We start from the raw sequence: 13,112 nt of genomic DNA, 5'->3' as shown, positions 1-13,112 counted from the left end.
TACGCTGCTCCTATGACCGCACCCGCCCCGCCACCCGGTCCCGGCGTGGCTCCGCCGTTCGCCGCGCCCCCCACCGAGGGCCGCCGGACCCGGCTCTGGATCGGCCTCGGCGTCGGCGCGCTCGCCGTGGTGCTCTGCTGCGGCGGAGGTGGCACCGCTGTCGTCGGCCTGGCCGTCAGCGGAGTCCAGGCGATCCGGGAACAGGCCCGCACCGTGACCGGCGACTACTACCAGGCGCTGGTCGAGCGGGACTACGGGCGGGCGTACGACCAGCTCTGCGACGACGCGCAGCGGCGTGAGTCCCGGCCGGAGTTCGAGCGGCGCGCCGCCGCCGAGCCGCAGGTGACCGCGTTCCGGGTAGGTGAGGTGGACACCACCTACCTGACCGTGCCGGTCGACGTGACCCTGGCCGGCGGCGATCGGGAGCGGCAACAGGTCAGCCTCGGCCAGGACGGGCAGACCGGCGGCGTGGAGGTCTGCGAGGTCAGCTGACCCGCCCCCGGTATTCTGCTGGGGCTCGGGGGGTCGGTCGTCGTACCGTTGTCCCCGAACCGACCGTTCCATCCACATCTCGCCCCCGCCGACCGCCAGCCGGCGTAGGAGGAAACATGCCAGCCGACCGTATCGACGCCGTCGTCAGCCTCGCCAAGCGCCGAGGCTTCGTCTTCCCCTCCAGCGAGATCTACGGGGGCACCCGATCGGCGTGGGACTACGGTCCGCTCGGCGTGGAGCTCAAGGAGAACGTCCGCCGGCAGTGGTGGAAGACCATGGTCCAGCAGCGCGACGACGTCGTCGGCCTGGACTCCGCCGTGATCCTGGCCCGCAAGGTGTGGGAGGCGTCCGGCCACATCGCCGAGTTCGTCGACCCGCTCACCGAGTGCCAGTTCTGTCACAAGCGGTTCCGCGCGGACCACCTGGAGGAGGCGTACGCCGAGAAGCACGGCAAGCCGCTCACCTCCCTGTCGGAGCTGAACTGCCCCAACTGCGGCAACAAGGGCACCTTCACCGAGCCGAAGATGTTCAACGGCCTGATGAAGACCTACCTGGGCCCGGTGGAGAGCGACGAAGGGCTGCACTACCTGCGCCCGGAGACCGCGCAGGGCATCTTCGTCAACTACAAGAACGTCGAGACGGTCGCCCGCAAGAAGCCGCCGTTCGGCATCGCGCAGACCGGCAAGTCGTTCCGCAACGAGATCACCCCGGGCAACTTCATCTTCCGGACCCGCGAGTTCGAGCAGATGGAGATGGAGTTCTTCGTCGAGCCGGGCACCGACGAGCAGTGGCACGAGTACTGGCTCCAGGAGCGCTGGAACTGGTACCTCGACCTGGGCCTCTCGGCGGACAACCTGCGCCTGTACGAGCACCCCAAGGAGAAGCTGTCGCACTACTCGAAGCGGACTGTGGACATCGAGTACCGCTTCCAGTTCGGCGGCACCGAGTTCGCCGAGCTGGAGGGTGTCGCCAACCGCACCGACTTCGACCTCTCCACGCACAGCAAGCACTCGGGCGTCGACCTGTCGTACTTCGACCAGAGCAAGAGCGAGCGGTGGATGCCGTACGTCATCGAGCCGGCCGCCGGTCTGACCCGGGCGGTGCTCGCCTTCCTGCTGGAGGCGTACGACGAGGATGAGGCGCCGAACACCAAGGGTGGCGTGGACAAGCGCACCGTGATGCGGTTCGACCCGAGGCTCGCCCCGGTCAAGGTGGCGGTGCTGCCGCTGTCCCGCAACGAGGCGCTGTCGCCCAAAGCGAAGGACCTCGCCACGCTGCTGCGCAAGCGCTGGGTGGTGGAGTTCGACGACTCGCAGGCGATCGGCCGTCGCTACCGCCGGCAGGACGAGATCGGCACCCCGTTCTGCGTCACCGTCGACTTCGACACCCTGGACGACAACGCCGTGACGGTGCGCAACCGGGACACCATGGCCCAGGAGCGGGTCTCCCTGGACCAGGTCGAGCGTTACCTGATCGAGCGTCTCCCGGGCTGCTGAGACTCCGCCCACGGGGCCTCTGAGACTCCGCCCACGGGGCCTCGGCCGACGCGATCAGCGCCGGTCGGGGCCCCGTACACTTGTGCGGTGACTGCCTCGACCGTGCCGGCGCTGCGCCCGCTGACTCTCGGCCAGCACCAGGTGTGGCCGCCTGTCGTGCTCGCGCCGATGGCCGGGATCACCAACGTCGGGTTCCGCCAGCTCTGCCGTGAGCAGGGCGGCGGCATCTACGTCTGCGAGATGATCACCACTCGGGCGCTGGTCGAGCGCAACCCGAAGACGCTGCGCATGATCGCGTTTGGCGACGACGAGAAGCCCCGCAGCCTCCAGCTCTACGGCACCGACCCGGAGATCACCGCCGCCGCCGTGCGGATCGTCGTCGAGCGCAACCTGGCCGATCACATCGACCTCAACTTCGGCTGCCCCGTACCCAAGGTCACCCGGCGGGGCGGCGGCGCGGCGCTGCCGTGGCGGCGCCGGCTCTTCGCGCGGCTGGTGCGGGCCGCGGTGGCTGCCGCGGCACCGTCCGGCGTGCCGGTCACGGTCAAGATGCGCAAGGGCATCGACGACGACCACCTGACGTACGTCGAAGCCGGCCTCGCCGCCCAGGACGCCGGCGTGGCCGCGGTGGCCCTGCACGGGCGAACGGCCTCGCAGCGCTACTCCGGCACCGCCGACTGGGACGCGATCGCCACCCTGAAGCAGGCCCTCGACGTGCCGGTGCTCGGCAACGGCGACATCTGGGAGGCCGACGACGCGCTGCGGATGGTGGCCCACACCGGTGCCGACGGCGTGGTCGTCGGGCGCGGCTGCCTGGGCCGCCCGTGGCTCTTCGCCGACCTGGAAGCCGCCTTCAACGGTCGACCGGAGCGGCGGCTGCCCACCCTCGGCGAGGTGGCGGTGACCATGCGGCGGCACGCCGAACTGCTGGTCGACCAGTTCACCGCCGGCGCGCGCAACCCGGCCCGAGGCGAACGCGACGGCTGCACCGACTTCCGCAAGCACGTCGCCTGGTACCTCAAGGGCTTCCCGGTCGGCGGCGAGCTGCGCCGCTCACTGGCGATGATCGAAAGCCTGGCCCAGCTCGACGATCTGCTCGGCAAGCTCGACCCGGCGGAGCCGTTCCCGGTGACCGCCCTCGGGCAGCCGCGCGGGCGCACCAACTCGCCGGGCAAGGTCGCCCTGCCGGACGGCTGGCTGGCCAGCCGGGACGACGACACCGTCCCCGAGGGCGCCGAGATGGACGACTCCGGCGGCTGAGTCCCTGGTCTGCGACGGCTCGGCCCCTGGTCTGCGACGGCTCGCCGTCGGCGGCCTATCCCTGCCGCGTTGCCGACCTGGCTCCGCCGGCCGCAGGGGTCGGACAGGGCTGCGGCACGCTATCGAGCTGATGTCGTAAACGAGTCATGACCGAGGCTCGTCATGACCGAGCCGAACGCAGCGCCGACAGCGCCCGGAGCACCCGCGAGCGGGTTGGAGTGCGCTGCCCACCGCTGCTGTCGGGCGCCGCTGGTGTCGGGCGCTGCTGCCACTGCGGTGTTGCACCGTCCGCCGCTGCCACCGGTCGGCGCTGCGATCGCGGCGCTGCTGTCGGGCGAGGTGCCCCCGCGATGCCCCGCGGATGCCGTTACGACGCTGATTCGTCTACGACATCAGCTCCAAAGGACCCGTGACACAACCAATAGGCCCGCGTTGGTGCTTGTCGCCGAGATCCGCGCAACATCGGGGATGTTGGTGTCTCCCGCGCGTCTGAGGCAGCAACATCCCCGATGTTGTGAGGATCTTGGGCGCGGGGCGCGGGGCGCGGGGCGCGGGGCGCGGGGCGCGGGGCGCGGGGCGCGGGGCGCGGGGCGCGAGGCGCGAGGCGCGAGGCGCGGACACCTGATCCGAGCAAGGTGAAGGGCCGGGCCCCGTGGTGGGGTCCGGCCCTTCGGTGTTGGGTGGTGCTTTAGCTGGTGGCGTAGCCGCGGGTGGCGATCCAGTCGGCGAGGTGCTCGACGGTGACCTCGTAGGAGGCGGTGTCGGGGTTGGCGGAGTCGGCGATCTTGACGATGTTGCCGTTGTCGCGGTAGCCGACGACGCTGATGTAGTGCCCGCCCTCGAAGGAGTGGATACCTCCGTCGGTGTCGGTGGTGGTGCCGGCGATGTTGGCGACCACGGCCCGGCCGTCGTCGACGGTGCGGACGATGTCGGCGCGCAGCTTGTCGGTCTGCTTGTCGTCGGCCTTGGGGGTGCTGATTTCGACGGAGTGGTAGGCGTTGTTCTTGCCGGTCTCCTTGTTCAGCACGGGGGTGATGTCGTTGATGGAGTTGGTGCCGGCCTCGGTGGTGCCCATCTCCTTGGCCATGGCGTCGACGCTGATGTCCTTGCCCTGTACGGACAGGGCGTTGCGGGCGGCGGCGGGGCCGCAGTAGTAGAAGTTCGGCTGGGCTTCGTAGCGCACGCCCAGCTGACGCTCGCCGTGGCCGTTGCGGTCGGTCTGCGCCTGCGACGCGGGCTTGCTGGTGTTCGGGGCGGCGAAGGCGGTGGTGACGGGTCCGGCGATGGCGCCACCGGTGAACGCGAGACCGGCGGCGGTCAGGGCGGTCTTACGAATCAGATCGGTACGCATGATGGCGTGCTCCTCTGCTTCATCGGGGGATACCGCACGACTCACGGGGGGACGGCCGTGCGAGGAAAGTTCACTGCCCGGCGGCCCGTGGGGCCGGCGTCGGGACAGACCACAACGGTCCGGGGCGGCGGATCATTCCGCCGGGCTCCTCGGCCCGTGCTGCTCGGCGGTGCGGGGGATGTAACCGGGGCGGCCCGGCCGGTGTTCCCGGCGGCTGCCCCGCAACGACGACCGACAGTCGCGGTGGCGTGCCAGGTATAACGACCCTGCCCGGCCCCCGATTCCACCACCCGGGTGGCCCCGGCCACGGGACGTTACGCCTGATAACGGACATCGGGGCGAGGTGACCCACGCCGGGGCGGCGATGTGGGGGCGTTCGGGTCGGAGGATGCCACCACCTCGGCGATCTGGAGTCGATCACCGAGGCGGTCGCTATGTCAGGTCAACGCCCTCTCGGGTGGTGTCGGACTGCGTGGGCACGGCCGGGTCGCGCTGTGCGGGGATGGCCGGTCCGCTCGGCCAGGGGATCTCGGGCGCGCGGTGGAAGGTGATGCCGGCGGTCTCCCAGCGCGGACCGTGGCCGGCCAGGCGGTCGCGGAAGCCGTTCCAGTCGTGGGTCGCTCGGGGCGACCAGCCCAGCTCGGCGATGGCGGGGAGCCGGGGCAGCAGCAGGAGTTCGATGTCGGTCAGCGAGGTGACCGATTCGGTCCAGAGCGGGGCCTCCACGCCGATGACCGCCGATGAGGGCACGTCGGTGACGTGCATGCCGGGATCCCAGTCGTACGCCTTTCGCACGTCGATGAGTCCGGCCCAGTCGTGCCCGATCGGAGTGTCCGGGGCGTACTTCATGTCCAGGTAGGCGTGGTTTCCAGGGGAGATGATCAGCCGAGCGCCACGACGTACGGCCTCGGCGGTGGTGGGGTCTTCGCCGTTCGTGCCCCACCACTGCAGGACCCGTCCGTCGAGGTGGGCGGCCGGTGCGAGCTGGTGCCAGCCGACGACGGTCTTGCCGAGGTCGGCCACGATGCGTTGGACCCGCTCGACGAAACCGGTGTAGACCTCGCCCTTGACCTTGAACGCCTCGTCGCCGCCGACGTGCAACCAGGGGCCGGGGGTGAGCGCGGCCACCTCGCCCAACACGTCGGCGACGAAGTCGTACGTCCGCTCGTCGGCCGGGTCGACGTAGCTGAAACCGACCTCGGTGCCGGTGTACGGCGGCGGCGCGGTCTTGTCGGGTGCCAGCTCGGGGTACGCGACCAGCGCTGCGTTGGTGTGCCCCGGCAGGTCGATCTCCGGGACGACGGTGATGTGGCGGTCGGCCGCGTAGGTGACGATCCGCGCGTAGTCGGCCTTCGTGTAGTGCCCGCCGGGGCCGCCGCCGACCTCGGTGGTCCCGCCGAGGGTGGTCAGCTTCGGCCAGGAGTCGACGGCGATGCGCCACCCCTGGTCGTCGGTGAGGTGCAGGTGGAGATGGTTGAGCTTGTAGCGGGCCAGGTGGTCGACCACCCGCAGCACGTCCTCGACGGCGAAGAAGTGCCGTGCGACGTCGAGCATCGCGCCCCGGTAGGGGAACCGGGGTGCGTCGGTGATCGTCCCGCCGGGCAACGACCACCGTTCGGTGACCGGACCGGGGCTCTCGATCGCCGCCGGCAGCAGTTGGCGCAGCGTCTGTACGCCGTAGAAGAGGCCGGCGGCGGTGCTGGCGGTGAGGCGTACCCCGTCGGTGGTGATGTCGAGCCGGTAACCCTCCGCGCCGAGGTCGACGGTGTCGTCCAGCACCAGCGCGATGCCACCCGCGGGCTCGGGCGTGGTGGCGTCGGTGACCGGCAGCGGGTAGCCGGTGGCGGGCCGCAGGAGGTGGGCGAGCTGCTCGCCGACCGCCAGCGCGGCGGGGTCGGCGCTGGCCACGATGACCGCTTCGGCCGGCAGCACCCAGTCCCCGGTCGCGTCCGACTGGACGTGCTGCGGGGCGGGGATGACGTCGGCCAGCCGGTGTCGAGCCGGCGGGGCGAGCAGGTCGCCCGCCGCCCGCTCGGCGGCCTGGGCCAGCGTTGCCGCGTCGGCCTGGGCCAGCGTGGCCGCGTCCGGTTCCCGCGTCGGCAGAGGCGTCGCGTCGGTGGCGGGGACGGCGGTGGGGCCGGGGGAGGGGGTGGTCGACACGGCGGCGGCTCCGGGGGTGTATTCGCGTCGGTTATGGCAAAAGCGAGGTTCACCGGCTGGCGTGGCGTCAAGCGTACGACGCTCGGCCGGGATGCGTGATGGTGCGCATGGAAGCGTTCCCAAAAACCGGTACGAACACGGATAGTCGTGATGGCTGTGCCAATTGTCACCGAACGGTCCCAGGTCACTCGATGTTCGCTTAACCTTCGCCCACCGACCGACGTTGACCCCGGGATTACCGGCGGTCCGTCCCGGGGAAGAAGAAAACTGAACCTTCGTTAAGTGTCAATCCCGGCGCGTGTGTTGTGGAGGCTCTGGTGGCAGCGCAAGAGACCGTCGATCACAAGTACGTCTACGACTTCTCCGAAGGCAACAAGGACCTCAAGGACCTGCTCGGCGGCAAGGGGGCGAACCTCGCCGAGATGACCAACCTGGGCCTGCCCGTCCCGCCCGGATTCACCATCACCACCGAGGCGTGCCAGGCGTACCTGCTGACGGGCCGGGAGCCGGACGGGCTCGCCGGTCAGATCGAGGCGCACCTGGAAGCGCTGGAGCGCGCGATGGGCAAACGCCTCGGCGACCCGCAGGACCCCCTGCTGGTGTCCGTCCGCTCCGGTGCCAAGTTCTCCATGCCCGGCATGATGGAGACCGTCCTCAACGTCGGCCTCAACGACCAGAGCGTGGTGGGGCTCTCCGCCCAGGCCGGACAGAACGACAGGTTCGCCTGGGACTCCTACCGCCGACTCATCCAGATGTTCGGCAAGACCGTGTGCGAGGTGCCGGGCGAGGAGTTCGAGCACGCGCTCGACGACGTCAAACACGCCAAGGGCACCCACAACGACCTGGACCTGGACGCCGACGACCTGCGCGGGCTGGTCGACGCGTACAAGAAGATCTTCTTGAAACACACCGGGCGGGAGTTCCCGCAGCAGCCACGCGAACAGCTCGACCTGGCCATCCGGGCGGTCTTCGAGTCGTGGAACGCCGAGCGCGCGGTGCTCTACCGCCGCCAGGAGCGGATCCCGGCCGACCTCGGCACCGCTGTCAACGTGGTGAGCATGGTCTTCGGCAACCTCGGGCCGGACTCCGGCACCGGGGTCGCGTTCACCCGTGACCCGGCCAGCGGCGCGCAGGGCATCTACGGCGACTACCTGGCCAACGCCCAGGGTGAGGACGTGGTCGCCGGCATCCGCAACACCGTGCCGTTGCAGGAGTTGGAGCGGCTCGACAAGTCCTCCTACGACGAGCTGCTCGGCATCATGGCCCGGCTGGAGGAGCACTACAAGGACCTCTGCGACATCGAGTTCACCATCGAGCGCGGCAAGCTGTGGATGTTGCAGACCCGGGTCGGTAAGCGCACCGCCGCCGCCGCGTTCGTCATCGCCGGGCAGCTCGTCGACGAGGGCCTGATCGACCTGGACGAGGCGTTGCACCGGGTCAACGGCGCTCAGCTCGCGCAACTCATGTTCCCCCGATTCCAGCTCGACCACGAGTTCGAGGCGGTCGCGAAGGGCATCGGCGCGTCGCCGGGTGCGGCGTCCGGAAAGGTCGTCTTCACCTCCGCGCGGGCCGTCGAGCTGGCTGCCGAGGGTGAGTCGGTGATCCTGGTCCGCCGGGAGACCAACCCGGACGACCTGAACGGCATGATCGCGGCCAAGGGCATCCTCACCTCGCGCGGCGGCAAGACCAGCCACGCCGCGGTGGTGGCCCGGGGGATGGGCAAGACCTGCGTCTCCGGTGCCGACGAGATCGACGTGAACGTGCCGGCGAAGCGGTTCACGGTGGCCGGGCAGACCGTCAACGAGGGCGACGTGGTGTCCATCGACGGCACCACCGGCAAGGTCTACCTCGGTGAGGTACCGGTCATGCCCTCCGAGGTCGTGCAGTACTTCGAGGGCAGCCTCGACCCTGAGCACATCGACAACGCGCTGGTCCGGGCCGTACACCGGATCATGACGCACGCCGACGGAAAGCGGCGGCTGGCGGTCCGCACGAACGCCGACACCGGCGCGGACGCCGCACGGGCCCGGCGCTTCGGCGCCGAGGGCATCGGGCTGTGCCGCACCGAGCACATGTTCCTCGGTGACCGGCGGGAGCTGGTCGAGCGGTTGATCCTGGCGCGCGGCGCGGATGAGCGGGAGGCGGCCCTGGCGGCTTTGCTGCCGTTGCAGCGGGCCGACTTCGTGGAGATCTTCCGGGAGATGGACGGGCTGCCGGTCACCGTCCGGCTCATCGACCCGCCGCTGCACGAGTTCCTGCCGCCGTTGGAGCAGCTCGCCGTCAACGTGGCGGTCGCCCAGGAACGCGGTGAGGACGTGGCCAAGGAGGAGGCGCTGCTCGCCGCCGTCCGGCGGATGCACGAGGAGAACCCGATGCTCGGGCTGCGCGGCGTCCGGCTCGGCCTGGTCATCCCCGGCCTGTTCGCGATGCAGGTCCGGGCCATCGCCGAGGCGGCCGTCACCTGCGCCCGGGAGGGCCGGGTAGCCAAGCCGGAGATCATGGTGCCGCTGGTCGGAGCCGTGCAGGAGTTGGAGACGGTCCGGGCCGAAGCCGAGAAGATCATCGCGGAGGTGGTCGGGGACAGCGGCGTCGAGGTGCTGATCGGCACCATGATCGAGGTGCCCCGGGCAGCGCTGACCGCCGGGCAGATCGCCGAGGCCGCCGAGTTCTTCTCCTTCGGCACCAACGACCTGACCCAGATGGGCTGGGGCTTCTCCCGCGACGACGTGGAGGGCGCGTTCTTCTGGCGGTACCTGGAACTGGGCATCTTCGGCATCTCGCCGTTCGAGTCGATCGACCGCGACGGCGTCGGCCGGCTGGTGCGGATCGCCGCCGAGGAGGGCCGGGCCGCCCGGCCAGGGCTGAAGCTCGGCATCTGCGGTGAGCACGGCGGTGACCCCGACTCGGTGCACTTCTTCCACGAGGTCGGCCTGGACTACGTGTCCTGCTCACCGTTCCGGGTGCCGGTGGCGCGGCTGGAGGCCGGTCGGGCGGTCGTGGAGAGCGGCGGGTCGGACAGCCGCTGACGCACGTCGACGGCGGCCCGGACGTCCGGGCCGCCGTCGACGCTCAGATCGGCGGGCGACGCCAGGTGGGTCGGGACGAGCGGCGCAACTGCGCCGGCAGGGTCGCCATCGGGGTACGCGTGGCCAGCGGGGCGTGCGCGTCCGGCACGGAGGTGGCGCCGATGCCCTCGCCGCGGATGTCCAGGAACGATCCCGCCCGACGGGCCACCGCCCGCGCCTCCTCATGCAACGCCTCCAGGTCCCCGACCGTCGACCCGGTGACGACCGTCAGCAGGGCGCTGCTCCCGGCCGGGTAGGTCACCACGCAGCCGGTGGTGGTGCACACCACCGACTCCCGGAACTCACAGTGCCCGACGGTGTCGGCCACCCGGTTACCGAGCCCGAAACTCGCGGCGGCGAGCGCGGCGAGATGGGTGGCGTCGGTGCGGGGCAGGTCGCTGGAGATGAGCAGCCCGTCGGTGCCGGCGAGCACCGCACCGGCGACGTCGGGGCGGCGCTGGCGTAGCCCGCGTAGCTCCGAACCCATCACCGTGTCTGCGTCCACGAGCGTCACCCCTCATCGGTTGGCTCTGCGTGTCAGTGGGCTGGTCACGTTGCGCGCTGGGAACGCTACCGGTAGCCACTTCCGACCGCGAGCCCGTAACCCACGGCGATCGGTTGGCAACTGGGGGCCAATCGGTGGTTGTGTGCCATCCGTCGATGCGTCGTGGGTGCTTCGCGCGGTGGTGGCGGGCGTAATCTGGGCTCCCTCGCACACGGCCGATTGGGCGCCGCGTCGAACGGGAAGAGGTGACTGCATGACCAGTGTCTGGGAGAGCCTGACTGTCGACGCCCGCGATCCCGCCCGGCTGGCCCGCTGGTGGGCCGAGGCGCTCGGCTATCAGGTGGTCACCGAGAAGCCCGACGAGGTGGAGATCCGCCAGTCCGCAGACCGCCTGCCCGGCCTGGTCTTCGTGCCGGTCGCCGAGGGTAAGGAGCGCAAGAACCGCCTGCACCTCGACCTGCGCCCCGCCGACCAGGAAGCCGAGGTCGAGCGGCTGGTCGACATGGGCGCCCGGCACGTCGACATCGGTCAGGGAGACGTCGAGTGGACGGTGCTGGCCGACCCCGAGGGCAACGAGTTCTGCGTTCTCCGTGAGCGCGAGGAGTGAGCCGGTTTTGCGAGCCCCGCAGTCGCGAACTGCAGCGGGTTGATGCGCGGAAGGAGTGACGCGGCGGACGCACGGTTGGTCGAGGAGCCGCCCAAGGACACCGGGCACCGCCGGTCGCCGTACGAGCGCGACCGGGCCCGGGTGCTGCACTCGGCGGCGTTTCGCCGGCTGGCCACCAAGACGCAGGTGCACACCGCCGGCACCGACGACTTCCTGCGTACGCGGCTGACGCACTCGCTGGAGGTGGCCCAGATCGCGCGGGAGATGGGTGCCCGGTTGGGCTGCGACCCGGACGTGGTGGACGTGGCGGGGTTGGCGCACGATCTCGGGCACCCGCCGTTCGGGCACAACGGCGAGGCGGCGTTGGACCTGCTCGCCACGCCGTGCGGCGGGTTCGAGGGCAACGCGCAGACCCTGCGGGTGTTGACCCGCCTGGAGGCGAAGGTGCTCGCCCCGGACGGCTCGTCCGCGGGGCTGAACCTGACCCGGGCGTCGCTCGACGCGATCGGCAAGTACCCCTGGCCGCGCCGGCCGGGCGAGCGCAAGTTCGGGGTGTACGCGGACGACGCCGCCGTCTTCGACTGGATCCGGGCCGGTGCGCCGGGTGAGCGGCGCTGCCTGGAGGCCCAGGTGATGGACTGGGCCGACGATGTGGCGTACTCGGTGCACGACGTGGAGGACGGCATCCACGGTGGTTACGTCACGTTGCGTCCGCTGTTGACCGACGCCGACGAGCGGGCGGCGCTCTGCGCGGACGTGGCCGCCGCCTATTCCGGGGAGTCCGCGTCGGACCTGGCCGAGGTCCTTGTCGATCTGCTGGCTGGTCCGTTGCTCGCCCCGCTCGCCGGGTACGACGGCAGCCACCGGGCGCAGGTGGCGTTGAAGGCGACCACCAGCGGCGTGACTGGGTTGTTCGTGTCCGCGGCGGTGGCTGCCACCGAGGAGCGCTTCGGTCCGGGCCCGCACCGCCGCTACGGCGCCGACCTGGTGGTGCCCCGACTGGTGCGGGCGCAGTGCGCGCTGCTCAAGGGCATCGCGCTGCGGTACGTGATGCGTCGCAGCGGTTTCCGGGGCCGCTATGAGCGGCAGCGGACGATGCTGGCCGAGTTGGTCGCCGCGTTGGTCCGGCACGCCCCGGAAGGGCTCGACCCGATCTTCGCCCCGCTGTGGCGGGCCGCCCCGGACGACGCGGCCCGACTGCGGGTGGTGATCGACCAGGTGGCGTCGCTCACCGACCCGGCGGCGGTGACCTGGCACACCCGCCTGGTCGGTACCGGTGCACCCCCGACCGGCCACGAGCTAACTTAGGCTAACCTAACTGACATGACGGAACGCCCCAGGAACGTCACCTCGGCCCGGGTGCTGCGCACCGAGCGGCCCACTCCGCACCTGATCCGGCTCGTCCTCGGTGGGGACGAACTGGCTGGCCTGCCGGTGGGCGAGTTCACCGACCACTACATCAAGGTGGTGTTCCCGCAGCCGGGGGTGGCGTATCCGCAGCCGTTCGACCTCGCCGCGATCCGCCGGGACCTGCCCCGGGAACAGTGGCCCCGGCTGCGGGCGTACACGGTGCGGCGCTGGGATCCGCTGGCCGGGGAGCTGACCGTGGACGTGGTGTACCACGGCGACGAGGGGTTGGCCGGCCCATGGGCCGCCGCGCTGCGCCCCGGCGACCCGGTGCGCTTCCTCGGGCCCGGCGGCGCGTACGCCCCGCACCCGGATGCGGACTGGCATCTGCTGGTCGGTGACGAGAGCGCCCTGCCGGCGATCGCCGCCGCCCTGGAACGCCTGCCGCTGGGCGCTCGGGCCCATGTCTTCGTGGAGATCTCCGACCCGGCGGAGGAGCAGAAGCTGCTCAGCCCGGGGGCGGTCGAGCTGACCTGGCTGCATCGCGGCGCACGCCCGGTGGGCGAGGCGCTGGTCGCGGCGGTGCGGGCGTTGGAGTTCCCGGCCGGCCAGGTGCACGCGTTCGTGCACGGCGAGGCGGCCTTCGTCCGGGAGTTGCGCCGGCTGCTGCGCGGCGAGCGGGGCGTACCCCTGGACCGGCTCTCGATCTCCGGCTACTGGCGGCGCGGTATGGACGACGAGGGCTGGCGCTCCGCGAAGGCCGCCTGGAACCAGCAGGTGGCGGCCGAGGAGGCAACGGTCCCGGCGTCGGCCGCGGCGGCCTGACGCG

Annotated in this window: 10 protein-coding genes; 7 read left to right on the top strand and 3 right to left on the bottom strand. The window is 71.1% G+C overall.

Going from position 1 to position 13,112, the window contains the following annotated elements; translation table 11 throughout:
• The first annotated feature begins 12 nt into the window (after nucleotides 1–12).
• The 3 genes from QSK15_RS19435 to dusB all read left to right on the top strand — a co-directional run bounded on the left by QSK15_RS19435 (nucleotide 13) and on the right by dusB (nucleotide 3,248).
• Entirely contained in the window at nucleotides 13–492 is a 480-nt protein-coding gene (locus QSK15_RS19435) for an Rv0361 family membrane protein (RefSeq protein ID WP_285795561.1), read from the top strand.
• A gap of 116 nt (nucleotides 493–608) precedes the next feature.
• Nucleotides 609–1,988: a glycine--tRNA ligase gene (locus tag QSK15_RS19430; RefSeq protein WP_030338202.1), complete on the top strand. Its 1,380-nt coding sequence runs from the start codon at nucleotides 609–611 to the stop codon at nucleotides 1,986–1,988.
• Between the two features lie 87 nt (nucleotides 1,989–2,075).
• A complete protein-coding gene (dusB, locus tag QSK15_RS19425; protein WP_285795560.1) occupies nucleotides 2,076–3,248 on the top strand; it encodes a tRNA dihydrouridine synthase DusB in 1,173 nt (390 codons plus the stop codon).
• Between the two features lie 688 nt (nucleotides 3,249–3,936).
• Here dusB and QSK15_RS19420 read toward each other — a convergent pair.
• Both QSK15_RS19420 and QSK15_RS19415 read right to left on the bottom strand, forming a co-directional pair.
• Nucleotides 3,937–4,599 (bottom strand): C39 family peptidase, encoded by a 663-nt coding sequence (locus tag QSK15_RS19420; RefSeq protein WP_285795559.1) that lies wholly within the window; start codon nucleotides 4,597–4,599, stop codon nucleotides 3,937–3,939.
• A 432-nt stretch (nucleotides 4,600–5,031) separates the two neighbouring features.
• The gene (locus QSK15_RS19415; RefSeq protein WP_502889632.1) at nucleotides 5,032–6,852 is read right to left on the bottom strand and encodes a beta-N-acetylhexosaminidase; all 1,821 of its coding nucleotides are present in this window, start codon (nucleotides 6,850–6,852) and stop codon (nucleotides 5,032–5,034) included.
• 224 nt (nucleotides 6,853–7,076) lie between these two features.
• On the opposite strand from QSK15_RS19415, the gene ppdK reads away from it, so the two are divergent.
• Nucleotides 7,077–9,785, top strand: coding sequence for a pyruvate, phosphate dikinase (gene ppdK / locus QSK15_RS19410; protein WP_285795557.1), 2,709 nt, complete (start codon nucleotides 7,077–7,079; stop codon nucleotides 9,783–9,785).
• A 43-nt stretch (nucleotides 9,786–9,828) separates the two neighbouring features.
• Here ppdK and QSK15_RS19405 read toward each other — a convergent pair whose 3' ends face one another.
• Nucleotides 9,829–10,329 (bottom strand): roadblock/LC7 domain-containing protein, encoded by a 501-nt coding sequence (locus tag QSK15_RS19405; protein ID WP_285795556.1) that lies wholly within the window; start codon nucleotides 10,327–10,329, stop codon nucleotides 9,829–9,831.
• A gap of 253 nt (nucleotides 10,330–10,582) precedes the next feature.
• On the opposite strand from QSK15_RS19405, the gene QSK15_RS19400 reads away from it, so the two are divergent.
• From QSK15_RS19400 to QSK15_RS19390, 3 genes are read left to right on the top strand one after another with little or no spacing between them, the layout of a single operon-like run.
• Nucleotides 10,583–10,936 (top strand): VOC family protein, encoded by a 354-nt coding sequence (locus QSK15_RS19400; RefSeq protein ID WP_030330427.1) that lies wholly within the window; start codon nucleotides 10,583–10,585, stop codon nucleotides 10,934–10,936.
• 42 nt (nucleotides 10,937–10,978) lie between these two features.
• Nucleotides 10,979–12,244, top strand: a complete 1,266-nt coding sequence (locus QSK15_RS19395; protein WP_285795555.1) for a deoxyguanosinetriphosphate triphosphohydrolase — start codon at nucleotides 10,979–10,981, stop codon at nucleotides 12,242–12,244.
• Between the two features lie 15 nt (nucleotides 12,245–12,259).
• Nucleotides 12,260–13,108, top strand: coding sequence for a siderophore-interacting protein (locus QSK15_RS19390; protein WP_285795554.1), 849 nt, complete (start codon nucleotides 12,260–12,262; stop codon nucleotides 13,106–13,108).
• Nucleotides 13,109–13,112: the final 4 nt, after the last annotated feature.

Source organism: Micromonospora sp. NBRC 107095, assembly GCF_030269705.1.
In the GTDB taxonomy this organism is placed as follows: Bacteria; Actinomycetota; Actinomycetes; order Mycobacteriales; family Micromonosporaceae; genus Micromonospora; species Micromonospora parva.
Note: the sequence above shows the minus strand (reverse complement) of the source record. Positions and strands in the feature narration are given on the sequence as shown.

Coding starts and splice junctions, on each gene's coding strand:
- QSK15_RS19435 (WP_285795561.1), top strand. CDS start 13: ATGACCGCACCCGCCCCGCCACCCGGTCCCGGCGTGGCTCCGCCGTTC.
- QSK15_RS19430 (WP_030338202.1), top strand. CDS start 609: ATGCCAGCCGACCGTATCGACGCCGTCGTCAGCCTCGCCAAGCGCCGA.
- QSK15_RS19420 (WP_285795559.1), bottom strand. CDS start 4,599: ATGCGTACCGATCTGATTCGTAAGACCGCCCTGACCGCCGCCGGTCTC.
- QSK15_RS19400 (WP_030330427.1), top strand. CDS start 10,583: ATGACCAGTGTCTGGGAGAGCCTGACTGTCGACGCCCGCGATCCCGCC.
- QSK15_RS19395 (WP_285795555.1), top strand. CDS start 10,979: ATGCGCGGAAGGAGTGACGCGGCGGACGCACGGTTGGTCGAGGAGCCG.
- QSK15_RS19390 (WP_285795554.1), top strand. CDS start 12,260: ATGACGGAACGCCCCAGGAACGTCACCTCGGCCCGGGTGCTGCGCACC.